The following is a 24406-nucleotide window of genomic DNA, read 5'->3' on the forward strand; positions in this document are numbered from 1 at the left end:
ACGATATCGCGAATCCGAACAAGTAACTGTTATACAATCATAAAATAGTAGGCCGACGCTCCGGTTAGAGCATCCGGCGCGAAATTCCGCATGGTATGGCTGCGAGCATTGCGATATTCTGCACGCATGGGGTGGATCCATCGCCGGATGACGCTGCTGGCCGGGCTGATCGCGGCGATGGCGATGGTCGGGCTGATCTGGCTGGCCTCGCTGACCGGGTTCGAACGCGCCGGAATCGACCGGTTGCGTGATGATACCGCCCGCACCGCCCGACAACAGGCGCGGTTGTTCGCCAGCGATCTTGCCCGATTTCGGCTGCTGCCGATCGTGCTCGGCGAATATACCGATCTGTTCGACACGCTGCGGCGGGGCGATCCCGATGCGACCCGGCGGATGAACGGCAAGCTGGCGTTGCTGGCGCAGCGGACCGGGGCACCGGTGCTGTACCTGCTCGACCGGCGCGGCAGGACGGTGGCCGCCTCGAACGCCGGGACGGCGGAGAGCTTCGTCGGGCGCGACTATCGTTTCCGGCCCTATTTCATCCGGGCGATGCAGCGGGGGGCGGCCGAATATTATGCGGTCGGCAATGTCAGCGGCCGGCCCGGACTGTTCCTCGCGCGCCGGATCGGCACGGCCAGCGACCCGGCCGGCGTCATCATCGTCAAGGTTGAGTTCGACGACCTGACCCGGGCATGGTCGAGCGATCCGGGACAGACGCTGGTCGCCGATGGGCGCGGCATCCTGTTGTTCGCGACCGATGCCGCAGAGCGGTTCCGCATCACCCGGCCGTTGTCTGCCGCGGTTCGCGCCGACATCGCCCACAGCGGCCAGTTCGGCGACGCGCCGCTGTCGTCCAGCCGCTATCGCTTCGGCAGCGATACGGCGCAGGGGCCGGGGGGCGAGGACATGCTGCTCGCCCGTGCCGCCATGCCGCTGGCCGGCTGGCAGTTGCTGCATGTCGTGCCGACGCAGCGGACGCTTCGCGACGCCGCCGCGCTGGCGCGATTGACGACGATCGCCGCGTCGCTGGCGATCGCCGCGTTGCTCGCGCTGTTCGTGTGGCGATCGGCGCGGGCGGCACAGGCGGCACGCTATCGCGCGTCGCTGGAGACGGCAGTGGCCGAACGGACCGCGGCGCTGCGCGCGGAGATCGCCGAGCGGACCGAGATCGACCGTCGCTTCCGCGCGGCGCGGGAGGAACTGGCGCAGGCCAATCGACTGGGATCGCTGGGATCGATCACCGCCGGGCTGGCGCATGAAATCAACCAGCCGGTTGCGACGATCCGCACTCTGGCGGAAAATGCGCAACATCATCTGGCCAGCGGCCGGATCGACCGGGTGGCGGCGAACCTGTCGACGACGGTCGACCTGACCGCACGGATCGGTGCGATCACGCAGGAGATGCGACGCTTCGCCCGGCGGGGGAAGGGGACGATCGGTCCGGTGCCGCTCGACGCGGTGATTGCGGGCGCGCTGTTGCTGGTCGGGGACGGGTTTCGCGGGGCCGGGGTCGCGCTCGTGCTGCCGCCGACCGGACAGCCGGTGGTGCGCGCCGGTCGGGTGCGACTGGAACAGGTGCTGGTCAACCTGCTGACCAACGCGCTGGAGGCGGTGCGCGACACGCCCGATCCACGGGTAGAGGTGCGCGTCGATCCCGTCGGGCAGCAGGTGTTGCTGACCGTCGCCGATAACGGTCCCGGCATCGACCCGGCCATCGCCGACGACATCTTCCAACCCTTCGTCACCGGCAAGGCCGATGGCCTCGGGCTGGGACTGGGCATCGTCCGCGATATCGTCACCGAATTCGGCGGGACGGTTGCGGTCGTGCCATCCTGTGCAGGCGCAACGTTCCGCGTGACATTACAGAAGGAAGCCGGCGATGATCCTGCTGATCGATGACGACGACGCGCTGCGGGCGGCGCTGGTCGATTCCTTCGCCATTGCCGGGCTGGAGGTGGAGGCGTTCGCCGATGCCGCCAGCGCGCTGGCCCGAGTACGACCGGATTTTCCCGGCATTGTCGTCACCGATATCCGCATGCCCAGGATGGACGGCCATGCCGTGTTCGAAGCGGTCAGTGCGCGCGACGGCGAGATTCCGGTGCTGCTGATGACCGGCCATGGCGATGTCGCGATGGCGGTGGCGGCGATGCGCAGTGGTGCGTTCGACTTCATCGCCAAGCCCTTTGCCGCCGACCATCTGATCGCCAGCGTCCGGCGCGCGCTGGAAACCCGGCGGCTGGTGCTCGAAAACCGGCGATTGCGGGCGTCGGTCGAGGCGGCAGAGGAGGATTATCCGCTGATCGGTACGACGCCGGCCATGGATGCGCTGCGCGACAAGCTGCGGCAGCTGGCGCAGATCGACGTCGATCTGCTGATCGAGGGGGAGACGGGCACCGGCAAGGAACTGGCCGCGCGCCAGCTGCATCGCTGGAGCAAGCGGCGCAATCATGGCTTCGTGTCGGTCGATTGCGCGGCGCTGCCCGACCATCTGGTCGACGAAATCCTGTTCGGCACGCGCGGCAGCGGCGGGCGGATCGCCGAGGCCGATCGCGGCACGCTGTTCCTCGACGAGATCGACAGCATGTCGAGCGCGATGCAGGGCAAGCTGCTGCGCGTGATCGAGGAGCGCGAACTGCCCGCCAATGGGCGCGAACCGCCGCGCGTCGTCAACCTGCGCGTCATCGCCGCCGCCAAGTCCAATCTGGCCGATGAGGTGGCAAGCGGGCGGTTCCGCGAGGACCTGCTCTATCGGCTGGAAACGATCCGGCTGCGCATCCCGCCGTTACGCGAACGCCGCGCCGACGTGCCGATGCTGTTCGCGTGGTTCCTGCGCGACGCGGCGACGCAGTACGACCGGCCGGTGCCCGCGATCACCGCCGAAGTAGAGGCGCGGCTGATGACCGATCCGTGGCGCGGCAACGTCCGGGCGCTCCGCAACTTCGCCGTGCAGACCGTGCTGGCGCTGGCCCGCGACGATGAGGACGGGGGGAGCCTGTCGCTGACCGAACGGCTCGCCCGGCTGGAAGCGGCGATGATCGCGGAGGCATTGCAACAGGCCGGCGGCGATGTGGCCGCGACGGCCGAGGTGCTGCGGCTGCCGCGTCGCAGCCTGTACGACCGGTTGCAGCGCCACGGCATCGACGCCAGCAGTTTTCGCCGTCGCGAGGGGGATGCGGCATGATCGGCCATGTCGCGATCGTCGGTGCCGGCTTTTCGGGAACGCTGCTCGCCATCAACCTGCTGCGCCATGACGGGCCGCGCGCCACGCTGATCGAACGCGGCGACGCGGCCGGGCAGGGCGTGGCGTACGGCATGGCGCAGCCCGACCATCTGCTGAACGTGCGTGCCGCGAACATGAGCGCCTTTCCCGATCGGCCCGACCATTTCGTCCGCTGGCTCGCCGAACAGGGTGATGCGCAGGGCGGCGGCGATTTCGTGCCGCGTGCGACCTATGGCGCATATCTGCGCGAATTGCTGGCCGGCGCGCAGGCAGCGGCGCCCGACCGGCTGACGATCGTCGCGGGCGAGGCGGTCGATTGCGACGGCGGCAAGGTGACGCTGCGCGACGGACGAACGATCGCCGCCGATGCGGTGGTGCTGGCGGTCGGCAATCTCGCACCGCAAGTGCCGCCGGGACTGGACGCGGTGACGGGATCGCCCGCCTATGTCGGCAATCCGTGGGATGCGCGCGGGACCGCCGGGCTGTGCGACGACGACCGCGTACTGTTGATCGGTACCGGGCTGACCATGGTCGATGTCGTGCTGACGCTGGAGGCGCGGGGCTTTGGTGGGAAGATCGTCGCCCTGTCGCGGCGCGGGCTGCTGCCGCATCGCCATGCCCCCGCCACGCCCGGCGAACCGCCATTGGCCGAACGCCCGACCCCGCCGCTGTCGGCGCTGGTGCAAGCGGTGCGGGCGCGCGGGCAGGCGATCGGCTGGCGCAGCGCGATCGACGAATTGCGACCCTTCACCCAGGGTATCTGGGCAGCGGCCGACCACGGTGAACGCCGCCGCTTCCTGCGCCATTTGCGGCCATGGTGGGATATCCATCGCCACCGGCTGGCCCCCGCCGTCGCCGACCGGATCGCGGCGCTGATCGATGGCGGGCGGCTGACCGTGCTGGCGGGCAAGACATGCGATGCGATGCCGGTGGGGGACAGCGTCGACGTGCGGTGGCGTCCGCGCGGGGACGATACCGTCCAGACCCTGCACGTCACCCGCATCATCGCGTGCACCGGCCCGCAGGGCGACCTGACCCGGACCGACGACCCGCTGCTCGCCCGGCTGCATGATGCCGGGCGCATCCGGCCCGATCCCGAACATCTGGGGATCGAGGTCGAATCGACCGGTCGCGTGCTGCGGGCCGATGGCACGGCGGACGAGCAATTGTTCGCGATCGGCCCGATGACGCGGGGAGCCTTCTGGGAAATCGTCGCCGTGCCCGATTTGCGGCGACAGGTGTGGGATGTCGCACGCTATCTGTCGAACGCACATTGGGTCGGCGGGGAGGGCCTGTAATACCGCGTTGCAGCAAGCCTAGTTTTGCTTGGTTGTCGCGGTGGCCCGTTCCCCCGACATATCTTCGATGCAGCTTTCCAGATATTGGCCGTCGTTCGGCGTGCAGGTCGCGATCGGCATGGCGGTCGGCATTGGCCTGGGTTTCGTCGCGGCGGAGGCGGGCGGTGCGGACGGTGCGCTTGGTACGACGCTGCACACGGTCGGGCAGATCTTCGTCCAGTTGCTGAAGACGCTGGTCCCGGCCTTGGTGTTCACCGCCATCGTCGGATCGATCGCGGCATTGCGCGACCTGCCCAATGCCGCGCGGTTGGTCGGGCAGACGTTGTTGTGGTTCGCGATCACTGCGCTGATCGCGGTGTCGATCGGCATCGTGCTGGGATTGGTGATGCAGCCGGGCCTGCATAGCAGCGCGCCCATCGCCACCGCCGCTACGCCGACCGCCGTCGGCAGTTGGCTCGATTTCCTGAAAGGGCTAGTTCCCGCCAATCTGCTCGGTCTGACCGCGGTGACGAAACTCGCCGATGGCGCGGCGACGACCACGCTGGGCTTCAACGTGTTGCAGATCATCGTCGTCGCCATCGCGGTCGGGGCTGCCGCCGTCCGGGTCGGGGCGGCGGGGGAGCCGTTTCTGGCGTTCAACACCTCGGCCCTGATGATCCTGCGCCGGTTGCTGCGGTGGGTGATCGCGCTGACCCCGATCGGATCGGCGGCGCTGATCGGTGATGCGATCGTCCGCTATGGCTGGAGCACCCTGTCGTCGCTCGGCGCGTTCGCGGCGACGGTCTATCTGGGTCTCGGCATCGTCCTGCTGGTCGTTTACCCGCTGCTGCTGGCGGTGCATCGCATCGACCCGCTCTGGTTCTTCCGCCGGGCATGGCCCGCGATCCAGATCGGCTTCGTCACCCGGTCGTCGGTCGGGACGCTACCGGTGACGCAGGAACTGACCGAGCGCGCGCTGGGGGTACCCTCCGCCTATACCGCGTTCGCCGTACCGCTCGGATCGACGACCAAGATGGACGGATGCGCCGCCATCTATCCGGCGGTCGCGGCGATCTTCGTCGCGCAATTCTTCGGGCTGACGCTGCACGCCGGCGATTACGCGCTGATCGTGATGGTGTCGGTGCTGGGATCGGCGGCGACCGCCGGGCTGACCGGCGCAACCGTCATGCTCACGCTGACACTGACCACGCTCGGCCTGCCATTGGAAGGGGCGGGGCTGTTGCTGGCGATCGACCCGATCCTCGACATGGGGCGAACCGCGGTCAACGTCGCCGGGCAGATGCTGGTCCCGCTGATCGTCGCCAAGCGCGAGGGATTGCTGGCCGATCGGTCCGCGCCCGCCGACGTCGCGCTGGCCGGCTGAACCGCGTTACAGATTCGGGCCGGCGACCGCGCCCTTTTCCGCCTTGGCCGGCTTGTCGTCGATCGTCTTGAGCAGCACCGGCGAGCGCGTATCGCGCTTGGCATAGTCGCGCGCCGACAGGCCGGCCATCACGTCGGGCTGATCGGGATTGGCCCCGGCGGCGATCAGGGTGCGCACCATGTCGACGTTGCGCAGCTGCACCGCGCGGATCAGCGGCGTCTCACCGCTGCTGTTGCCGAGGTTCAGGTTCGCCTTGCGCGCGACGAGCGCGTTGATCGCCTCGACCGATCCGGCCTCGACCGCCAGCAGCGCGGGGGTGTTGCCGCGATTGTCCTGGATATTGGGGTTCGCGCCCTTGGCGAGCAGGAAGCGCAAATAGGTCAGGTTGCCGTTCTTCGCGACGATGTGCAGCGCGCTTTCGCCGGTCGAACGATCCTTGGTATTGATGATCGTCTGGCCCGGCTGGCCGAGGATGTCGTTGACCTTGTTCCCGTCCTCGTCGCGAACCGCTTTCAGGAACACATAGCCCGGCGACATCTGCTGCGCTCCGGCGGCGGCGGGCAGCATCAGCGCGGCGGCGAGGAGAAGGCGGATGGCGGACATGGGAACAGGCTCCGAAAGGACGTTACGCGGCTTGCAAGGCGTCGCCTATCAGATCATGGCTGGCAACACCATGAACAGCATCGTCCGTACCCTCGCGCCAGCGTTCGCGCTGGCCCTTGCCGCCTGCGGCGGGCAGGCCGAATCGCCGGGTGCCCCGCCGCTGGCCGGTGCGCGCATTGGCGGGCCGTTCGTCCTGACCGATCCTGCGGGCAAGGTGGTGCGCGACACCGACTTCGCCGGCAAATGGCGGATCATGTATTTCGGCTATACCTATTGCCCCGATGTCTGCCCGGTCGATGTCCAGAATATCGCGGCGGGTCTGAAGGCGTTCGAGGACGAAGCGCCCGAATTGGGCGCGAAGGTCGTGCCGATCTTCATCACCGTCGATCCCGAACGCGATACCCCGGCAGTAGTCGGCAAGTTCGTCTCCGCCTTTCACCCGCGCATGGTTGGCCTAACCGGCAGTGCGCAGGCGATCGCCGATGCGGCGCGTGCCTATGGCGTCACCTATGCCAAGTCGCAGCCGCCCGGTGCCACCGAATATCTGATGGACCATAGCCGCACCGCGATCCTGATGGACCCGCAGGGTCGCCCGGTCGCGCTGCTGCCACAGGAAGAAGGCGGCCCGGCCGTCGCCGCCGAGCTGAAGAAGTGGGTCCGGTGAGCGGGCGCTTCTGGGAAGAGCTGCCGCTGGCGGCACTCGACCGCGCGCAATGGGAAGCCTTGTGCGACGGTTGCGGCAAATGCTGCCTCCACAAGCTGGAGGATGAGGATACCGGCGAAATCCATGCGACCAACGTCGCGTGCAAACTGCTCGACCGGCGCATGGGCCAGTGCAGCGACTATCGCCACCGCCATGCCTATGTTCCCGAATGCGTGCGGCTGAACGCGCGCAATGTCGGGGATATCGAATGGCTGCCCTCGACCTGTGCCTATCGCCTGCGAAACGAGGGCAAGCCGCTGCCCGACTGGCATTATCTGAACAGCGGCGACCGCGAGAGCGTCCATGCCGCCGGTCAGTCGACGCGCGGCTGGACCGTCTCGGAAAACGATGTTGGCGATCTCGAGAACCACCTGACCGACCGCATCCTGTGATCGAAGGGGTCGAGGTCGTCCGCCATCCGCGCGCGCGTGTCGCGCGGCTGTCGGTCGACCCGGCGACCGGTCGGGTACGCCTGACCGTGCCGAAGCGGATGGCGCTGGCCAAGGCCGTGGCATGGGCGGGCGAGAAGGCCGAATGGATCGCGGCACAGCGGGCAAGGCTGCCGCAGGGGCGGCCGTTCATCGACGGCGCGACGGTGCCGGTGGCGGATCGGGCGGTGCGGTTGCGGTGGGTCGAAGGCGGCTCACGGACGGTGCAGTTTGTGTCCGGTGACCAACCGCATCCGTCACCCCAGCGCAGGCTGGGGTCTTCCGCGGCGAGGCGCGACGCTCCTTTACCGGAAGACCCCAGCCTGCGCTGGGGTGACGTCGGTGGCGAAGGAGACGACGCCATCCTCACCTGCGGCGGCCCGATCGAACAATTCCCCGCCCGCATCGAACGCTGGCTCAAGCGCGAGGCGCTACGCCTGCTCGCCGAAGACACCGCGCACTATGCCACAAAGGCCGGCGTCACCGTGGCGCAGGTCGCGATCGGCGACCCGAAAGCCCGCTGGGGCAGTTGCAGTTCGACCGGCACGATCCGCTATAGCTGGCGGCTGTTGCTCGCCCCCGGCTTCGTCCGGCGGGCGACCGTCGCGCATGAGGTCGCGCACCGCGTACACATGCATCACGGTCCCGCCTTCCACGCACTGGTCGCCGACCTGTTCGAGGGCGATCCCGATACCGCCCGCCGCTGGCTGCGCGCGGACGGGGCGGCGCTTCACTGGTTCGGGCGGGCGTCTTCTTCGGAATAGCCGGGCGGCGGCTGACGACGATCGGGCAACGGTCGACGTTGTGCCGGCACGGGCTGCTCGGGACGCTGCTGCCCCCGGCCGAGCGCGCGGTCGATCCAGTCCTGATCGAGCTGTTCGTCGGGTACGCGCGGCTGCACCGGTGTTTCGTCGTCGTCCGGTTCGGCCTGCGGGTTGCTATCGCCGGGGCGCGGCTGTTCGATCGGGTTGCCGTCGGGATCGACATAGACCCGGTCGTCGGGCGCACCGTAATAGCTCTCCGCGTCGGGCTCTTCCTGCCATTCGGGCAGCGTCACCTTGGTATTGAACTCCTCGACCGGGCGGTTCGCCACTGCCTGTCGCATGAACGCAGCAAAGGCGCGCGCGGGGGCGGTGCCGCCCTGCAGCCCGCCGACCGCCTTCGCATCGTCGCGGCCCATCCACACGCCGGTGGTGATTCCCGACGAGAAGCCCATGAACCAGCCGTCCTTGTACGAACTGGTCGTGCCGGTCTTGCCCGCGACGGGGCGTCCGATCTGCGCCGCGCGACCGGTGCCGGTATTGACCGCCGTCTGGAGCAGGTCGGTCATCTGTTGTGCGACATAGGGTGCGACCAGCACGCGCGAACTATCGACCTGATGCTGATAGATCACCGATCCGTTGGCGGTGACCCGGGTAATGCCATAGGGGACGACCGCCGTCCCGCCGCTCGCGACCGAGGCATAGGCGCGGGTCAGGTCGATCAGCCGCACGTCGGACGTGCCGAGCACCATCGCCGGTTTGGTGTTGACCGGGGTGGTGATGCCGAACCGCCGCGCCATGTCGGCAACGGTCGCAAAGCCGACCTCCTGCCCCAGCCGTGCCGATACGGTGTTGAGCGAATAGGCAAAGGCGGTGCGCAGCGATACCTGCCCGCTATACCGCCGCGACGCGTTGCGCGGGCTCCACCCGTCGATGGTGATCGGCGCGTCGTTGACCTGGCTGTCGGGGTTCATGCCCGCTTCGAGCGCCGAAAGGTAGACGAACAGCTTCCACGCCGACCCCGGCTGGCGCGTCGCCTGCGTCGCGCGGTTGTAGATCGACGACACATAGTCCTTGCCGCCAACCATCGCCCGCACCGCACCGTCGCGGTCGAGCGCGACCAGCGCGCCCTGTACCCCGGCGGGGGCGTTGGCGCGGATCGCGGTATCAGCGCTCTGCTGCATCGAAGGGTCGAGCGTGGTCCACACGTCGAGCGGCGCTTCGGTCTCGTCGATCAGCGTTTCGAGCTGCGGCAGCGCCCAGTCGGTGAAATAGCGGACGCTGTTCTGCTGCGGTTCGGGGGCCAGCTTGATCGCCTTCGGATCGGCGTCCATTGCCTGGCTCGCGGTGATCGCGCCGGTCTCCTGCATCAGCTTCAGGACCACGCCAGCGCGACCGACCGCCGCCTCGGCATCGGCGGTCGGCGAATAGCGCGACGGTGCCTTGACCAGCCCGGCGATCACCGCCGCTTCGGACAGCGACAATTCGGTGCCGGGGTGGTTGAAGAAGCGCCGCGACGCCGCATCGATGCCGTATGCACCACCGCCGAAATAGACCTTGTTCAGGTACAGTTCGAGGATCTGGTTCTTGGTAAACTTCCGTTCGAGTGCCAGTGCCAGAATGATCTCGCGGAACTTGCGCCCGACCGTATAGCTGTTCGACAGGAAGATGGTGCGCGCGACCTGTTGCGTGATCGTCGATGCGCCCTGCAACCGCCGGCCGGTGCCGCGGGTCTCGATCGCGAATTTGGTGATGCGCGCGAGTGCCACCGGATCGACGCCCCAGTGCGAGCGGAAGCGGCGGTCCTCGACCGCGACCATTGCTTCGCGCATCGGGGCTGGGATCTGCGAATAGGGGATCCATTCGCCATAGCTCGGCCCCAGCGAAACGAGGATCGACCCGTCGGCGGCCCGCACGCGGATCATCTGTCCGTTAGGAGATGATTTGAGCTGGCTGAAGCTCGGTATGCTCGACCTGGCATTATAGACCGCGACGACCAGCGCGATCACCGCCATCAGCGCAAGGCCGAAGCCGATCCCCAACGTCCAGCGCAGGATGCGCCGCCAGCGGGACGGAGCGGCGGCGGGCCGCTTTTGCGGACGTTGGGAAGAGCGTGCCATGAAGATGCGCCGGATACCGCTTCCGGGCGGGGGGGCACAAGCCCTGTGCGACGGTGTGCCCGCCACTTACCCCATGCCGCCCAACAAAAAAGGGCCCGCGTTGCCGCGAGCCCTTCCTTAACCGGATCGCGAACGATCAGTTGTCGGTGATGAACGACGGCAGGCCGGCATTGCCGCCTTCGTCCTTGCCCTCTTCGCGACGCGGACGGTCGCCACGGTCACGGCGTGGGCCGCGATCGCCGCCGTCGCGGCGCGGGCCACGATCGCCGCCTTCGCCACGAGGACCACGATCGCCACCATCACGGCCGCTGCCGTCACGGCGCGGACCACGCGGACCACGGTCGCCGCCTTCGCGCGGTTCGCGCGCCGGACGCGAGTCTTCCAGTTCTGCGCCGGTTTCCTGATCGACGACGCGCATCGACAGGCGAACCTTGCCGCGCGGATCGACTTCCAGAACCTTGACCTTCACTTCCTGGCCTTCGGACAGGACGTCGGCGACCTTTTCGACCCGCTCGTTGCGGATTTCCGAAACGTGGACGAGACCGTCCTTGCCGCCCATGAAGTTCACGAACGCACCGAAATCGACGAGGTTGACGACCTTGCCGTTGTAGATCTTGCCGACCTCGGCCTCTTCGACCAGGCCCTTGATCCAGTTGATCGCGGCTTCGATCTGCGCCGGATCGGACGACGACACCTTGATGACGCCCTCGTCATCGATGTCGACCTTCGCACCCGTGGTCGCGACGATCTCACGGATTACCTTGCCGCCGGTGCCGATGACTTCCCGGATCTTCGACTTGTCGATCGTGAAGGTCTCGATGCGCGGGGCATGTGCCGACAGCTCGGTGCGGGTCTCGCCCAGCGCCTTGGCCATTTCGCCGAGGATGTGCGCGCGGCCTTCACTGGCCTGTGCCAGCGCGACCTTCATGATCTCTTCGGTGATGCCGGCGATCTTGATGTCCATCTGCAGGCTGGTGATGCCCTCGCTGGTGCCCGCCACCTTGAAATCCATGTCGCCAAGGTGATCCTCGTCGCCGAGGATGTCGCTGATGACCGCGTAATCCTTGCCCTCAAGGATCAGGCCCATCGCGATGCCCGACACCGGACGCTTGAGCGGTACGCCCGCATCCATCATCGACAGCGAACCGCCGCACACCGTCGCCATCGACGACGAGCCGTTCGACTCGGTAATGTCCGACAGGACGCGGATCGTGTACGGGAACTCGTCCTTCGACGGCAGCACCGGGTTCAGCGCGCGCCATGCGAGCTTGCCGTGACCGACTTCGCGGCGGCCCGGCGCACCGAAGCGACCGACTTCGCCGACCGAATAGGGCGGGAAGTTATAGTGCAGCATGAAGCGTTCATAGTGCAGGCCGTTCAGGCCGTCGATCATCTGCTCGGCGTCCTTGGTGCCCAGCGTGGTGGTGCAGATCGCCTGCGTCTCACCGCGGGTGAACAGCGCCGAACCATGCGCGCGCGGCAGGAAATGGACCATCGACTCGATCGGGCGGACCGTCTTCGTGTCGCGACCGTCGATGCGGCGGCCGTCCTTCAGGATGGCGGTGCGGACGATCTCGGCTTCCAGCTTCTTCACGAGCTTGAGCGTGCCGAGATACTGCGCCGGATCGCTTTCCTTCAGGTCGGCAAGGGCTTCACGCGCCTTGGTGCGGGCGTCGTTGATCGCGTTCTGGCGGGCCTGCTTGTCGGTCAGCTTGTAGGCTGCCGTCAGGTCCTTGCCGATCAGCGTCTTCAGCTTCTTCTTCGCGGCCGACTGGTCGGCGACCGGCGTCAGCTCCCACGGCTCCTTGGCAGCCTGTTCGGCGAGATCGATGATGCAGTTCACGATCTTCTTCGACGCGTCGTGCGCGAAAACGACGGCACCCAGCATGATCTCTTCCGAAAGCTCCTTGGCCTCCGATTCGACCATCATCACCGCGTCGCCGGTGGCGGCGACGACCAGATCGAGATCGCCTTCCTTCACCTGATCCAGCGTCGGGTTCAGGATATAGTCGCCATCGACATAGCCGACGCGCGCCGCACCGATCGGACCCATGAACGGCACGCCCGAAATGGTCAGCGCCGCCGATGCCGCGATCATCGCGACGATGTCCGGCTCGTTTTCGCCGTCATAGCTCAGCACCTGGGCGATGACGTTGATTTCGTTGTAGAAGCCTTCGGGAAACAGCGGGCGGATCGGACGGTCGATCAGGCGGCTGGTCAGCGTTTCCTTTTCGGTCGCGCCGCGTTCGCGCTTGAAGAAGCCGCCGGGGATGCGGCCGGCAGCGGAATATTTTTCCTGATAATGGACGGTCAGCGGGAAGAAGTCCTGCCCTTCCTTGACCGAGCGTGCGGCGGTGACCGCGCACAGCACCACGGTTTCACCCAACGTCGCGATGACCGCGCCGTCGGCCTGACGGGCAACGCGGCCCGTTTCGAGGGTCAGCGTCTTGCCGCCCAGGTCCATGGTGCTTTTCTTGATATCGAACATGTCGTTTCCTTTACGCCGGCGGCCGGATGCGCGCCGGGGCAGCTTGGGTGGAGGTCCACCCCGAGTGTCGGACCGTTAGGCCCGGTGTCCCGCATCGCCGGATTGCGGCGGGACGGCTTGGCCGGAGATCCGGTCGCAAAGCCTATACCCCGTTTTGCGGGGAATTGGGTGACGGAGTTCGTGCCGCCCCACATGAAAAAAGGGCGGCCCGTCGGACCGCCCTTTCTTCGTTACTTCCGAAGGCCGAGCTTCGCGATCAGCGTCGTATAACGCTCCGCGTCCTTCTTCTTCAGATAATCGAGCAGCGAACGCCGCTTGTTGACCAGCATCAGCAGACCGCGACGCGAATGATTGTCCTTCGCATGGGTCTTGAAGTGCTCGGTCAGGTTCTGGATGCGGGTGGTCAGGATCGCGACCTGCACTTCAGGGCTGCCGGTGTCGCCTTCGGCGCGGGCATGTTCCTGGATGAGGGCCTGACGGTTCTCAGCGGTAATCGACATCGTCGTCCTTTCTATTCGAGGTTGAAGCCGCGTACGACACGGGTTTCCCCGTCGAGTGTCTCGACCAGCGCCACCGGCACATCGTCCAGTGTCGCGAAGCCCAGACCGTCGTCCGCTGCAAACCCGATCAGTCGAAGCCCCTTGCGGAGCCGCCCTGCCTGATCGGGGTTCAGGGACAGAGCCGGGATGTCGTCCAGCCCCGCCCCCAGTGGCAGGAGCGTTTCTTCAAGCGCGTGGCCCTTACCCAATTCCGCCAGTTTGTCCAGCGAAATGGCCGATTGGAGGGTAAACGGGCCGGCTTTGGTGCGGCGGAGCATGGTGACGTGGCCGACCGTGCCGAGCGCCAGCGCGATGTCGCGCGCGAGGGAGCGGATGTAGGTGCCCTTGGAAACGAAGGCGGTGAGGGTGATTTCGTTTAGCTCCTCCCCAGCATTGGGAGGGGGACCATCCGCAGGATGGTGGAGGGGGGTAGCCGCATCCACAGCGGTTGCGTCCGGCGGCGAGCCCCCTCCACCAGCTTCGCTGGTCCCACTCCCCGTGCCGGGGAGGATTTGCAGAGAGAACACCGTCACCTTCCGCGTCGCGAGGACGACCTCTTCCCCCTTGCGCGCAAGGTCATAGGCCCTCTCGCCATCGACCTTCAGCGCCGAATAGGCGGGCGGTACCTGTTCGATCGGGCCCCTAAACCGCGCCAGCACCGATTCGATGTCGGCAAGCGTCGGTCGAACCGGCGACTCGGCAATGACCTTCCCCTCCAGATCGAGCGTATCGGTCTGTGCGCCGAAGCGAATCGTGAAATCATAGCGTTTCGAGGCATCGAGCATCCGCCCGGCCAGCTTCGTCGCTTCGCCGATCGCGACCGGCAGCACGCCCGTCGCCAGCGGATCGAGCGTCCCGCCATGGCCGACCTTGTGCTTGCCATAGCCGCCTTCGCGCAGGGCGCGCTTCACCGCCGAGACGATCTGCGTCGATCCGGGGCCGAGCGGTTTGTCGATGATGATCCAACCGTGCATCAGCGCATCGCCTCACAGAAATGGCGGCGGCACAGCGCGACATAGCGATCGTTGCCGCCGATCTCGGTCTGTTGCCCGTCGCGGACGGCGCGGCCTTGCGCATCGACGCGCAGGTTCATCGTCGCCTTCCGGCCGCAGGTGCAAACCGATTTGAGTTCGATCAGCGCATCCGCGATCGCCAGCAGTCGGGCCGAACCGGGGAAGAGGCTTCCCCGAAAATCGGTGCGCAGGCCATAGGCAAGGACGGGTACGCCGAGGTCGTCGGCAACCTTCGCCAGTTGGTCGACCTGATCCGCCGACAGGAACTGCGCTTCGTCCACCAACACGCAGCCGACGGCGTGCTGCCGATGCTGCGCAGCGACGCTTTCGAGCAGATCGGTGTCCGCGTCGAACGGCGTCGCCGGCGCAGACAGGCCGATGCGCGACCCAATCGTCCCGGTGCCTTCGCGGGTGTCGATCGCGGCGGTGAACAGCAACGTGGTCAGCCCGCGCTCGCGATAATTGAAATCGGCTTGCAGCAGCGTCGTCGATTTGCCCGCGTTCATCGACGCATAATAGAAATACAGCTTGGCCACTCAGTCCTCGGCCCCGCCCTCGCTATCGTCGCTTTCCAGATCGCGCGCGACCTTGGGATCGCGCAGCAACTGTTCGATGCGAGTGCCTTCGTCGAAACTTTCGTCGATCAGGAATTTGAGCTTGGCGGCGTATTTCAGGTTCACCCGCCGTGCGACCTCCGACTGGAGATAGGCGGTGTTGGTGCGCAGCGCCTTGAGCACCAGCTCCTCGTCCTTGCCAAGCAGCGGCTTCACGAAAACCGTCGCATGGCGCAGGTCGGGCGACATGCGGACTTCGGTGACCGACACCAGATGCTTTTCGAGCACCGGGTCATGCACATCGCCGCGTGCAAGGATTTCGGACAGGATATGGCGGACCTGTTCGCCAACGCGCAGCAGGCGGACGGAGCGGGTTTCGGGCGTGGTTTCTGACATGACTCAACCGAATTGACAGTGGAACCAATGACTGTCGAGTCGCTGGCACCAGATGGTGGAATTGCCGAAGACGTTTCGAATGTCGGCGGCGACCGGTCCGCCGTTCCAACCGCGCGCGGTGGCCATGCGGTCGGTGGGATCGTAAACGATGCCGGCCCGGTTTCCCGACACGCCGTTCACGGTTCGAAACACCATGCGCGGACCGGAACGCACAACATCGGCGACACCCTTCGGTATGGGACCACCGGCAAGCGCCCGATCGAACGAACCTTGTTCAGACCGCAGCCGCCACCAAGATGGCGCGACGTGCGACCAGTACAGCGCGTGGTTCGCACAAAACGCAGCAAAGGGCAGGGCGATGAGCGGGAGGAAGGCCGGCAACGACGCCGGCAATCCCGTCGCGCGCAGCTGCCAGCTTCGTACCAGTCCGTCGATCCACAGCGCCAGCCAGCACAGCGCCAGCAGCGCCGTGACGACCGGTATCGCCCAATAGGACAGCAGGTTGGCGACAAACAACACCGCCGCCCCGCCGGTCACCCATGCCGTGGCAAGGCGCAGCCGGGGCCGTAGGGTGGCGGCAAGGGTTGCCCCTTGCCGCCCGTCAATCACAGCGTGCGATCGCGCAGTTCGACTTCGTAGGTTTCAAGATAGTCGCCCGCCTTGATGTCGGTGAAGTTCTGCGTGAACGTGACACCGCATTCGAGGCCCGCGCGCACTTCGGGAACATCGTCCTTGAAGCGACGCAGCGACGCGATTTCACCCTGGTAGATGATGACGTCGTTGCGCGTGATGCGTGCCTTGAGCGCCTTGCGGATGATCCCTTCGACCACAAGCAGACCGGCGGCCCGACCATGTTTGCCCGCCGAGAAGACTTCGCGGATTTCGGCACGGCCGACGACGGTTTCGAACGCTTCCGGACCCAGCGTACCCGCCATGCCCGCACGAATATCGTCGGTCAGCGTATAGATGACGTCGTAATATTTGAACGCCACCTTGTTCCGTTCGGCGATTTCGCGCGCCTTGGCATTGGGACGGGTATTGAAGCCGATGATCGGCGCACCCGATGCCGCCGCCAGCGTCACGTCGCTCTCGGTGATGCCGCCGACGCCCGAATGCAGGATGCGCACACGGATATCGTCGGTCGAGATCTTGTTGAGCGCCCCGACAATGGCTTCGACCGAACCCTGGGTATCGGCCTTGACCACCAGCGGATATTCGATCGCCTGCTTCGACTTGAGCGCCGAGAACATGCTTTCGAGGCTCGCCGGTGCCTGGGTCGTGCGCTTCTGAAGCAGCACGCTCTGGCGATATTCGGCGACCTCGCGGGCACGCGCCTCGCTCTCGACGACCTGCAACGGATCCCCCGCCATCGGCACGCCCGACAGGCCCAGCACCTCGACCGGGGTCGACGGACCGGCTTCCTTCACCTGACGTCCTTTGTCATCGATCAGCGCACGGACCTTGCCGCTCTCCGCACCGACGACGAACACGTCACCGACGCGCAGGGTGCCTCGACGGACCAACACGGTCGCGACCGGACCACGGCCCTTGTCGAGCTTGGCCTCGATCACGCTGGCTTCGGCCGGACGATCGGGGTTGGCTTGCAGTTCGAGCAGTTCGGCCTGGAGCTGGATCTTCTCGATCAGCTGTTCGAGGCCGGTCTTCTTCAGTGCCGAGACCTCGACGTCCTGGGTTTCGCCGCCCATTTCCTCGACCTGCACATCATGTTCGAGCAGGCGTTCGCGGATACGCTGCGGGTTCGCCTCGTGCTTGTCGACCTTGTTGATCGCGACGATCATCGGCTTGCCCGCGGCACGCGTGTGATGGATCGCCTCGATCGTCTGCGGCATCAGTCCGTCGTCCGCTGCCACCGCCAGGATTACGATGTCGGTCACGTCGGCACCGCGTGCGCGCATCTCGCTGAACGCTTCGTGGCCCGGCGTATCGAGGAAGGTGATCCGCGACTTGTCCTTCATCGTCACCTGATAGGCACCGATGTGCTGGGTGATGCCACCGGCCTCGCCGCGGACCACGTCGGTACCGCGCAGCGCGTCGAGCAGCGACGTCTTGCCGTGATCGACGTGACCCATGATCGTGACGACCGGCGGACGCGGACGCAGCGATTCGACCGCGTCCTCGACCGTGTCGAGCGCGAGGTCGATGTCCGAATCACTGACGCGAACGATGTTGTGGCCGAATTCGGTCACCAGCAGTTCGGCGGTGTCCTGATCGATCGTCTGCGTCATCGTGACGGGCGAACCCATCTTGAACAGCATCTTGACCAGATCCGCACCCTTTTCGGCCATGCGGTTGGCGAGTTCCTGCACCGTGATGGTTTCGGGAACCTGCACGTCGCGGACCTGCTTGATCTGCGGCTCGCGCGGGCCGCCAAAGCCACGCTTTTCCTTCTCGCGCGCACGCTTCAACGCAGCGAGGCTGCGCGAGCGGGCACCATCGTCGCCCAAAGCGCGCGTGACGGTCAGTTTGCCCGACTGGCGGCGATCATCACCCTTGCGGTCACGCGACGGCGCGGGACGCGCCGGTTCGTTGCGACGCGGGGTCGCCTGACCCGAGCCCGACGGACCGGGGCGCGCGGGTTGACCACCAGCCGCCGGACGGGCGGCGGGCGTCGCTGCCGCAGCGGCGACGGGCGCGGGGGCCGGCTCGGGCTTGGGCTGCGGCTTCGGGATTTCCGGACGCTGCACCGGGGTGAAGCGACGCGGTGCCGGCCGGTTGGGGTCGGCGGTGAGGACGATCGGCTGCGGTGCCGGGGCAGGCGCAGCGGCCGGACGCGGGGCAGGACGTGCCGGTGCGGGCTTGGCCGCAACCGGCGCGGGTGCTGGCATCGGCTTGGGCGCAGGCGTCTCCGCGACCGGTTCCGGCGCCGGGGTCGGCTCCGCTACGGGCGCAGGTGCTGCCTCGACCGGGGCCGGGGCAGGCGTCGGCTCGGGAGCCGGCGTCGGTTCCGGGGCTGGTTCGGCAACCGGCGCGGGCGTCGGTTCCGGTGCAGGTGCCGCGGTCGGTTCCGGAGCAGGCGTCGGATCGGCGGCGGCGCGCGCCTTTTCCTCGACGCGGGCACGCTCGGCCTCGACGGCTTCGCGGGCGAGGCGTTCGTCGCGACGACGATGTTCCTCGGCCGCGTTCATCCGCGCTTCTTCGGCCTCGCGCAGCAGCTTGGCCTGCAGTTCGTGACGCGACAGACCGGCATTGCTGGCCGCCGGACGCGGGGCAGGGGCCGCCGGCGTGGGGGCCGGACGCTGCTGTGCGGGCGTCGCTTCGGGTGCGGCCTGTTCGACAGGCTGCTGTTCTTCGCCGGGACGGCCAAGCACACGGCGGCGCTTCACCTCCACGACCACCGTATTGGAGCGGCCGTGGCTGAAGCTCTGCTTCACCTGGCCGGTTTCCACGGTGCGCTTGAGGCCGAGCGGCGCGCGTGTGCCCAGCTTCGGCTTGTCGTTGTCGATGTCGCTCATCCGGTTACTCAGGTTCCTGCTTCAATTGGTCGACGCCAATGTGACCGACAACGTCCGTGCCGGAAAATTGCGCCGTCGATGCGCCCTGCGAAGATGTTTCGCAAGCCGCAGGGATAGGTTCGGGTCCGATAAAATGCAGCCAGCGGGACAGCGCGTCATTGGCCCGCTGTGCCGCCCGTGCGTCGGTCAGGCCGACATGTACCACATTTTCGCGCCCAAGCGCCAATGACAATATGGTGCGTGGGACCGGCAATGCCAATCCCTTGCGACCCGATCCTTCGTCGTCGCTGCCGACGCGCCATGCCTGCGCCAGTTTGCCGGCACCATCGGGCGCGGCGTCGGACGCATGGTACAGGGCGTACAGCTTGCCGCTGCGTGCCGCCTTGTCGATCGCGGTGCCGCCGACGACGACGAACCCCGACTTGGCCTCCAGTCCCAGCCGGTCGAGCGCATGACGCCGCAGCGCATCCTCGATCAACTGCGGAAGGTCGGCGGGGATCGTCAGCGTCGCGCCCTTGAACGCACGCGCCAACGCCCCCTTCAACTTCCCCTTGGCCATCGCCGTTTCCAGCTCGGCCCGGGTCACCCCGATCCACGCACCACGGCCGGGAGCCTTGGCGCGGACATCGGGAAGTACGTTACCGTCGGGGGAGAGGGCGAGTCGCACCAGCCCGTCACGCAAACCGTGTTCGCGTGACAGGATGCAGCTGCGCTCGGGGCTGTCGGTTAGCCGCGCGGTGTCATTGTTCGGATTCCGCAACTGCGTCCTCCGACTCTTCGACCGCGACGTCCTCATCGGCGAACCAATGGGCGCGGGCGGCCATGATGATCTCGTTACCCTGTTCGTCGGTCAGGCCATATTCCGCGAGAATGCCGCCCTTGGGCGCTTCGCGCTTCGGTGCATCGTCGCCGCGACGACGCGGTTCCGCCTTCTTCTTTTCGACCAGTTCGTCGGTGGCGAGGTCGGCGAGGTCGTCGAGCGTCTTGATGCCCGCCTTGCCCAGCGTCACCAGCATCGCTTCGGTCAGATAGGGCAGCTCGGCCAGCGCATCCTCGACACCAAGCGCAGTGCGCTCTTCGCGGGCGGCCTGTTCGCGGCGTTCGAGTGCTTCCTGCGCACGGCTTTGCAGCTCCTGCGCAAGGTCTTCGTCGAAGCCTTCGATGCCCGCCAGTTCCTCGATCTCGACATAGGCGACTTCTTCCAGCTCGCCGAACCCTTCGGCGACCAGCAGCTGTGCCAGCGTCTCGTCGACGTCGAGTTCCTTCTCGAACATGCCCGAGCGTTCGATGAATTCCTTCTGACGCTTTTCCGACGCATCGGCTTCGGTCAGGATGTCGATCGCCTTGCCGGTCAACTGGCTGGCGAGGCGGACATTCTGGCCGCGACGGCCGATGGCGAGCGACAGCTGATCGTCGGGAACGACGACTTCGATGCGGTCCTCTTCCTCGTCGAGCACGACGCGCGCGACATTGGCCGGCTGCAACGCGTTGACGACGAAGGTCGCGGTGTCGGGCGACCACGGGATGATGTCGATCTTTTCGCCCTGCATTTCCTGCACGACGGCCTGCACGCGGCTGCCCTTCATGCCGACGCACGCGCCGACCGGATCGATCGAGCCGTCATGCGAAATGACGCCGATCTTGGCGCGCGACCCCGGATCGCGGGCAGCGGCCTTGATCTCGATGATGCCGTCGTAGATTTCGGGCACTTCCTGTGCGAACAGCTTTTTCATGAAGTCGGGATGCGCGCGGCTGAGGAAGATTTGCGGCCCGCGGTTCTCGCGGCGCACGTTCAGGATCAGCGAGCGGACGCGGTCGCCGACACGGACCGCTTCTCGCGGAATCTGCTGGTCGCGGCGGATGACGCCTTCGGCGCGACCCAGATCGACGACGACATGGCCGAATTCGACGCGCTTGACGACGCCGGTGATGATCTCACCCTGCCGATCCTTGAATTCCTCGAACTGGCGTTCGCGCTCGGCGTCGCGGACTTTTTGCAGGATGACCTGCTTCGATGCCTGCGCCTGAATGCGGCCGAATTCGATCGGGGGCAGCGGGTCGACGATATAGTCGCCGATCGCCGCACCCTTTTGCAGCTTCTGCGCGTCCTTCTCGCCGATCTGCTTGAAATGGTCGTCGACCAGCTCGGTGACTTCTAGCACGCGCCACAGGCGAAGGTCGCCGGTGTTCGGATCGAGCTTGGCGCGGATGTCGTTTTCCGACCCGTAGCGCGTCTTGGCGGCGCGCTGGATCGCGTCTTCCATCGCCTCGATCACGATGGCCTTGTCGATCATCTTTTCCGATGCGACCGCATTCGCGATCGCGATCAGTTCCGCCCGGTTGGCGGTGACGGCGGTGGCCATGTCAGTTCTGTCCTTCTGCGTCAGCCGGTTCGTCGTCGGCCGGTTCGTCTTCATACTCGTCGGCACCCGCGGTCGAAAGCGGCGCGGTCGCCTTCAGCAGGGCATCGGTAATGACCAGTTTCGCATCGATGATCGCGGCGAAGGGGACGGTCATCGGCTTGTGCTTGCGCACGTCGACAGTGACCTGATCGCCTTCGGTTCCCATCAGGATCCCCGTCAACTGCTTGCGACTGTCGATCGGGGCATCGAGCGTCACGCGCGCCTCGAACCCCTTCCAGTCGTCATAATCGGCAAGGCGCGTCAGCGGCCGGTCGATACCGGGCGACGACACCTCCAGACGATACGCCTCCTCGATCGGATCGTTCTCGTCCATCAGGTCGGAAATGCGACGCGACAGTTCGGCGCAGTCGTCGATGGTCAGCTGCCGCGTGTCGGGCCGTTCGGCCATGACCTGCAACGTCGGGTCCGACTTGCCACCGATCATCTTCACCCGCACGAGCGCAAAGCCCAGTGCCTGTGCTTCCGGTTCGATCAATCGCGTCAGTTCGGCGATATCCGCCATGCCGTCTCCATCAGCTACGCCGCTTCGCCGCCGGTCCCTGCTGGAACCGGCCTCGGCACGTTGGCGATGTCGAGGAAGCAACGTCCCTATATGTAAAATTGCATGTCTCGGCAAGGGGCACCGGATCGTGCCCGCCGGCACCGCGTTGCCAACGGCAACAATGTTGTTTCGAGAGGATTCCGCCGATGCCGTCATTCCGTTCGCTGATTCCCGCCGCCGCATTGCTGGCGGCGTGCAACGCCGGCAGCGACGTGGACGCGGCCCCCGCCATCGTCGCCCCGGCCCCGAGCGCCACCACGACTCCGGCCCCCGCACCCGGCCCGACCACCGGCGGCCTGCCGTTCGCAGCGCGGGAAGTGGCGACGTTCAACGCGCCATGGGCGATGACCTTCCTGCCCGACGGGCGGATGCTGGTGACCGAAAAGGGCGGCACGCTGCTGCTGGTCAGCACCGATGGGAGCCAGCGCACCACCGCCGCGACCATCCCGGTCGATTCGGCGGGGCAGGGCGGGCTGATGGACGTGGTGCTCGCCCCCGATTTCGCCAACAGCCGCCGGGTGTATCTCAGCTATTCGGTGGCCGGGGACGGCGGCAAGGGCGTCGTGCTGGCGCGCGGGGTGCTCGACGGCAACCGGCTGACCGGCATGACCGAATTGTTCCGCGCGACACCGTTCGTCAGTGGCGACGGCCATTATTCGGGCCGGATCGCGTTCGCCCCCGATGGGCAGCACCTGTTCTTCACCAATGGCGAGCGGCAGAAATTCGATCCAGCGCAGGACCCCAAGGCGACGCTGGGCAAGGTGCTGCGCCTGACGCTCGACGGACAACCGGCGGGCGATCCGGGGCTGACCGCGAACGGCTTCCATCCCGCGGTCTGGTCGTACGGGCACCGCAATCTGCTCGGCATCGCGTTCGATGCGCAGGGCAATTTGTGGGAACAGGAAATGGGACCGAAAGGCGGCGACGAGGTCAATCTGATCGTCGCCGGGCGCAATTACGGATATCCGCTGGTGTCGGAGGGCGATCATTATGACGGCCGTCCGATCCCGCGCCACAGCACCCGCCCCGATCTGGAAGCGCCGAAGGTCGCGTGGAACCCGGTGATCTCGCCGGGCGGGCTGATCGTCTATTCGGGCAAGCTGTTCCCGCAATATGCCGGCGACCTGTTCATCGGCGGTCTGTCGAGCGAGGCGCTGGTCCGGGTCGATGTGAACGGCACCAGCGCCGCCAAGGGCGACCAGTGGCCGATGAACGCCCGTATCCGCGAAGTCGAGGAGGGGCAGGACGGCGCGATCTGGGTCTTGCAGGACGGGGCCAATGCCAAGCTGCTGAAACTGACCCCGCGCGGTTGATACCCCGCGGCCGATTACAGGCGGGCGAGCGTGGCCGGATCACGCTCGCCGCCGTAGAAGCCGTCGAGGATCGCGGCGAAGACCGGTTCGCCGCCATCCGCTGCCGCGTCGAACAGCGTCATCGACGAGCGCAGCTTGATCGCGTCGATCGGGCCGAGGATGTGGGCGATGTCGTGACCGCGATGCGCGAGCAAGGCCTCGCTCGATTCGCGCAGTCGTTCACCGAGCAAGGGATGCGCCAGATAGGCGCGGGCTTCTGCCAGATCGCGAATCGCGAAATGCCGTGCGGTGGTGCTGTGGCCGAGGCCGGCGATCTGCGGAAACACGAACCATATCCAGTGGCTGCGCTTCGCACCGGCGCGAAGCTCGGCGAGCGCATCGGCATAGCTGTCGCGTTGCGAGGTGGTGAAGCGGTGCAGGTCGTCGTCCATCACCGCAAGATGGGAAGAGCGATCCCGACAGCCAATGCCGAGGGTCTGTTGCGAACCGCGCGAAAGGGCGAGTTTCGAGCCGGTGCCGCAACGCGCCTAACCGTGCGTTTCCGGACAGACCCTGACAACGTTTACCGTTGATCGGTCGACCACGATTCGCCTAGCATCGTCGCTCCAACATTCCTTGGGAGGGGATATGCATAAAAGCTGGATGGCAGCCGTGCTGGTTGCCGTGGTCGCCGCGCCGTCGACTGCGCAGACCGCCGAAGATTTTGCCGCAAAGGTCATCAACGCGCCGATGCCGGGCAGTTTGCAGGTCTATGGCATTCCGAAGCCGCCGCTGACGCGCAGCAAGGATGTCGATGGCGGCAAGGTGCTGAAGCTGTCGATTCCGGGTGCCGACAAGAATCCGTGGAACATCCAGCTCCAGTCGCCGACGACCGCGCCGGTGGCGAAGGGCGACCGCCTCGTCCTCGCCTTCCACGTCCGTGCGACGGGGATGCCGGCGGGGACCAAGGCGAAGATCGCCAGTGCGGGCATTCAGCTGAACAAGGAACCCTATACCACCATCGTCGGCGGGCCGATCGAAGCGGGTGAGGCGTTCGAGTTCCAGCAGGTAGCGGGCAAGGCCGATCGCGACTATGCGGCGGGCGAATTGATGGCGTCGCTGCAACTGGCGACCGGCAAGCAGACGTTCGAATTCGGGCCGCTGTTCATCATCAACCTCGACAAGAAGTGA

The 24406-nt window shown here is 66.5% G+C and carries 22 protein-coding genes; 9 read left to right on the top strand and 13 right to left on the bottom strand.

Features of this window, described 5'->3' with window-relative positions:
* The first annotated feature begins 126 nt into the window (after positions 1–126).
* From ASE70_RS07760 to ASE70_RS07775, 4 genes are all read left to right on the top strand, one after another.
* Positions 127–1899, top strand: coding sequence for a sensor histidine kinase (locus ASE70_RS07760; RefSeq protein ID WP_056503152.1), 1773 nt, complete (start codon positions 127–129; stop codon positions 1897–1899).
* The gene (locus tag ASE70_RS07765; RefSeq protein WP_056503155.1) at positions 1880–3181 is read left to right on the top strand and encodes a sigma-54-dependent transcriptional regulator; all 1302 of its coding nucleotides are present in this window, start codon (positions 1880–1882) and stop codon (positions 3179–3181) included. The genes ASE70_RS07760 and ASE70_RS07765 overlap by 20 nt, the downstream gene beginning before the upstream one ends.
* The gene (locus tag ASE70_RS07770) at positions 3178–4518 is read left to right on the top strand and encodes an FAD/NAD(P)-binding protein (RefSeq protein ID WP_056503157.1); all 1341 of its coding nucleotides are present in this window, start codon (positions 3178–3180) and stop codon (positions 4516–4518) included. Before ASE70_RS07765 ends, ASE70_RS07770 begins: the two co-directional genes overlap by 4 nt.
* A 67-nt stretch (positions 4519–4585) precedes the next feature.
* Positions 4586–5881: a dicarboxylate/amino acid:cation symporter gene (locus tag ASE70_RS07775; RefSeq protein ID WP_056503160.1), complete on the top strand. Its 1296-nt coding sequence runs from the start codon at positions 4586–4588 to the stop codon at positions 5879–5881.
* A gap of 6 nt (positions 5882–5887) precedes the next feature.
* Here the strand turns inward: ASE70_RS07775 and ASE70_RS07780 are convergent, their stop codons facing one another.
* The gene (locus ASE70_RS07780; protein ID WP_056395844.1) at positions 5888–6484 is read right to left on the bottom strand and encodes an ankyrin repeat domain-containing protein; all 597 of its coding nucleotides are present in this window, start codon (positions 6482–6484) and stop codon (positions 5888–5890) included.
* 55 nt (positions 6485–6539) lie between these two features.
* Between ASE70_RS07780 and ASE70_RS07785 the strand changes: the two genes are divergently transcribed.
* The 3 genes from ASE70_RS07785 to ASE70_RS07795 are packed head-to-tail and all read left to right on the top strand — an operon-like array spanning position 6540 to position 8379.
* Complete coding sequence (locus ASE70_RS07785) at positions 6540–7148, top strand: SCO family protein (RefSeq protein WP_056503567.1); 609 nt, start codon at positions 6540–6542, stop codon at positions 7146–7148.
* On the top strand, positions 7145–7579 hold the full coding sequence (locus tag ASE70_RS07790) for a YcgN family cysteine cluster protein (RefSeq protein WP_443024852.1): 435 nt from the start codon (positions 7145–7147) through the stop codon (positions 7577–7579). Before ASE70_RS07785 ends, ASE70_RS07790 begins: the two co-directional genes overlap by 4 nt.
* Positions 7576–8379, top strand: coding sequence for a M48 family metallopeptidase (locus ASE70_RS07795; protein ID WP_056503169.1), 804 nt, complete (start codon positions 7576–7578; stop codon positions 8377–8379). The genes ASE70_RS07790 and ASE70_RS07795 overlap by 4 nt, the downstream gene beginning before the upstream one ends.
* Here the strand turns inward: ASE70_RS07795 and ASE70_RS07800 are convergent.
* The 11 genes from ASE70_RS07800 to rimP all read right to left on the bottom strand — a co-directional run bounded on the left by ASE70_RS07800 (position 8346) and on the right by rimP (position 21884).
* A complete protein-coding gene (locus tag ASE70_RS07800; protein ID WP_082450850.1) occupies positions 8346–10496 on the bottom strand; it encodes a PBP1A family penicillin-binding protein in 2151 nt (716 codons plus the stop codon). The genes ASE70_RS07795 and ASE70_RS07800 overlap by 34 nt on opposite strands.
* A gap of 136 nt (positions 10497–10632) precedes the next feature.
* On the bottom strand, positions 10633–12984 hold the full coding sequence (pnp, locus tag ASE70_RS07805; protein ID WP_056503171.1) for a polyribonucleotide nucleotidyltransferase: 2352 nt from the start codon (positions 12982–12984) through the stop codon (positions 10633–10635).
* A gap of 230 nt (positions 12985–13214) precedes the next feature.
* On the bottom strand, positions 13215–13484 hold the full coding sequence (gene rpsO / locus ASE70_RS07810) for a 30S ribosomal protein S15 (RefSeq protein WP_055757416.1): 270 nt from the start codon (positions 13482–13484) through the stop codon (positions 13215–13217).
* 11 nt (positions 13485–13495) lie between these two features.
* The gene (truB, locus tag ASE70_RS07815; protein ID WP_056503174.1) at positions 13496–14497 is read right to left on the bottom strand and encodes a tRNA pseudouridine(55) synthase TruB; all 1002 of its coding nucleotides are present in this window, start codon (positions 14495–14497) and stop codon (positions 13496–13498) included.
* Complete coding sequence (locus ASE70_RS07820) at positions 14497–15072, bottom strand: thymidine kinase (protein WP_056395862.1); 576 nt, start codon at positions 15070–15072, stop codon at positions 14497–14499. The genes truB and ASE70_RS07820 overlap by 1 nt, the downstream gene beginning before the upstream one ends.
* Entirely contained in the window at positions 15073–15486 is a 414-nt protein-coding gene (rbfA, locus tag ASE70_RS07825; RefSeq protein WP_056395865.1) for a 30S ribosome-binding factor RbfA, read from the bottom strand.
* A gap of 3 nt (positions 15487–15489) precedes the next feature.
* The gene (locus tag ASE70_RS07830) at positions 15490–16023 is read right to left on the bottom strand and encodes a hypothetical protein (protein ID WP_056395867.1); all 534 of its coding nucleotides are present in this window, start codon (positions 16021–16023) and stop codon (positions 15490–15492) included.
* Between the two features lie 68 nt (positions 16024–16091).
* Positions 16092–18959 (bottom strand): translation initiation factor IF-2, encoded by a 2868-nt coding sequence (infB, locus tag ASE70_RS07835; RefSeq protein ID WP_056503177.1) that lies wholly within the window; start codon positions 18957–18959, stop codon positions 16092–16094.
* Between the two features lie 4 nt (positions 18960–18963).
* Positions 18964–19755: a DUF448 domain-containing protein gene (locus ASE70_RS07840; protein WP_082450852.1), complete on the bottom strand. Its 792-nt coding sequence runs from the start codon at positions 19753–19755 to the stop codon at positions 18964–18966.
* Positions 19700–21322 carry a transcription termination factor NusA gene (gene nusA / locus ASE70_RS07845; protein WP_056395876.1) on the bottom strand — a complete coding sequence of 541 codons (1623 nt, stop codon included), beginning with the start codon at positions 21320–21322 and terminating at the stop codon, positions 19700–19702. Before nusA ends, ASE70_RS07840 begins: the two co-directional genes overlap by 56 nt.
* Before the next feature lies 1 nt (position 21323).
* Positions 21324–21884, bottom strand: coding sequence for a ribosome maturation protein RimP (gene rimP, locus ASE70_RS07850; RefSeq protein ID WP_056395879.1), 561 nt, complete (start codon positions 21882–21884; stop codon positions 21324–21326).
* Positions 21885–22069: 185 nt separating this feature from the next.
* Here rimP and ASE70_RS07855 point away from each other — a divergent pair, with 185 nt between their 5' ends.
* Positions 22070–23236, top strand: a complete 1167-nt coding sequence (locus tag ASE70_RS07855; RefSeq protein WP_056503182.1) for a PQQ-dependent sugar dehydrogenase — start codon at positions 22070–22072, stop codon at positions 23234–23236.
* Between the two features lie 14 nt (positions 23237–23250).
* On the opposite strand, the gene ASE70_RS07860 is transcribed toward ASE70_RS07855, so the two are convergent.
* The gene (locus ASE70_RS07860) at positions 23251–23667 is read right to left on the bottom strand and encodes a DUF1810 domain-containing protein (RefSeq protein WP_056395883.1); all 417 of its coding nucleotides are present in this window, start codon (positions 23665–23667) and stop codon (positions 23251–23253) included.
* Positions 23668–23863: 196 nt separating this feature from the next.
* Between ASE70_RS07860 and ASE70_RS07865 the strand changes: the two genes are divergently transcribed.
* Entirely contained in the window at positions 23864–24406 is a 543-nt protein-coding gene (locus ASE70_RS07865; RefSeq protein ID WP_056503185.1) for a hypothetical protein, read from the top strand.

Source organism: Sphingomonas sp. Leaf22 (assembly GCF_001421715.1).
Classification (GTDB): Bacteria; Pseudomonadota; Alphaproteobacteria; order Sphingomonadales; family Sphingomonadaceae; genus Sphingomonas.

Excerpts from the sequence above, each read along its gene's own strand:
- ASE70_RS07785 (WP_056503567.1), top strand. The coding sequence starts at position 6,540 with ATGGCTGGCAACACCATGAACAGCATCGTCCGTACCCTCGCGCCAGCG.
- ASE70_RS07865 (WP_056503185.1), top strand. The coding sequence starts at position 23,864 with ATGCATAAAAGCTGGATGGCAGCCGTGCTGGTTGCCGTGGTCGCCGCG.
- ASE70_RS07770 (WP_056503157.1), top strand. The coding sequence starts at position 3,178 with ATGATCGGCCATGTCGCGATCGTCGGTGCCGGCTTTTCGGGAACGCTG.
- ASE70_RS07775 (WP_056503160.1), top strand. The coding sequence starts at position 4,586 with ATGCAGCTTTCCAGATATTGGCCGTCGTTCGGCGTGCAGGTCGCGATC.
- pnp (WP_056503171.1), bottom strand. The coding sequence starts at position 12,984 with ATGTTCGATATCAAGAAAAGCACCATGGACCTGGGCGGCAAGACGCTG.
- ASE70_RS07765 (WP_056503155.1), top strand. The coding sequence starts at position 1,880 with ATGATCCTGCTGATCGATGACGACGACGCGCTGCGGGCGGCGCTGGTC.
- rbfA (WP_056395865.1), bottom strand. The coding sequence starts at position 15,486 with ATGTCAGAAACCACGCCCGAAACCCGCTCCGTCCGCCTGCTGCGCGTT.
- rimP (WP_056395879.1), bottom strand. The coding sequence starts at position 21,884 with ATGGCGGATATCGCCGAACTGACGCGATTGATCGAACCGGAAGCACAG.
- nusA (WP_056395876.1), bottom strand. The coding sequence starts at position 21,322 with ATGGCCACCGCCGTCACCGCCAACCGGGCGGAACTGATCGCGATCGCG.
- ASE70_RS07760 (WP_056503152.1), top strand. The coding sequence starts at position 127 with ATGGGGTGGATCCATCGCCGGATGACGCTGCTGGCCGGGCTGATCGCG.
- ASE70_RS07855 (WP_056503182.1), top strand. The coding sequence starts at position 22,070 with ATGCCGTCATTCCGTTCGCTGATTCCCGCCGCCGCATTGCTGGCGGCG.
- infB (WP_056503177.1), bottom strand. The coding sequence starts at position 18,959 with ATGAGCGACATCGACAACGACAAGCCGAAGCTGGGCACACGCGCGCCG.
- truB (WP_056503174.1), bottom strand. The coding sequence starts at position 14,497 with ATGCACGGTTGGATCATCATCGACAAACCGCTCGGCCCCGGATCGACG.
- ASE70_RS07780 (WP_056395844.1), bottom strand. The coding sequence starts at position 6,484 with ATGTCCGCCATCCGCCTTCTCCTCGCCGCCGCGCTGATGCTGCCCGCC.
- ASE70_RS07840 (WP_082450852.1), bottom strand. The coding sequence starts at position 19,755 with ATGAGGACGTCGCGGTCGAAGAGTCGGAGGACGCAGTTGCGGAATCCG.
- ASE70_RS07800 (WP_082450850.1), bottom strand. The coding sequence starts at position 10,496 with ATGGCACGCTCTTCCCAACGTCCGCAAAAGCGGCCCGCCGCCGCTCCG.
- ASE70_RS07860 (WP_056395883.1), bottom strand. The coding sequence starts at position 23,667 with ATGGACGACGACCTGCACCGCTTCACCACCTCGCAACGCGACAGCTAT.
- rpsO (WP_055757416.1), bottom strand. The coding sequence starts at position 13,484 with ATGTCGATTACCGCTGAGAACCGTCAGGCCCTCATCCAGGAACATGCC.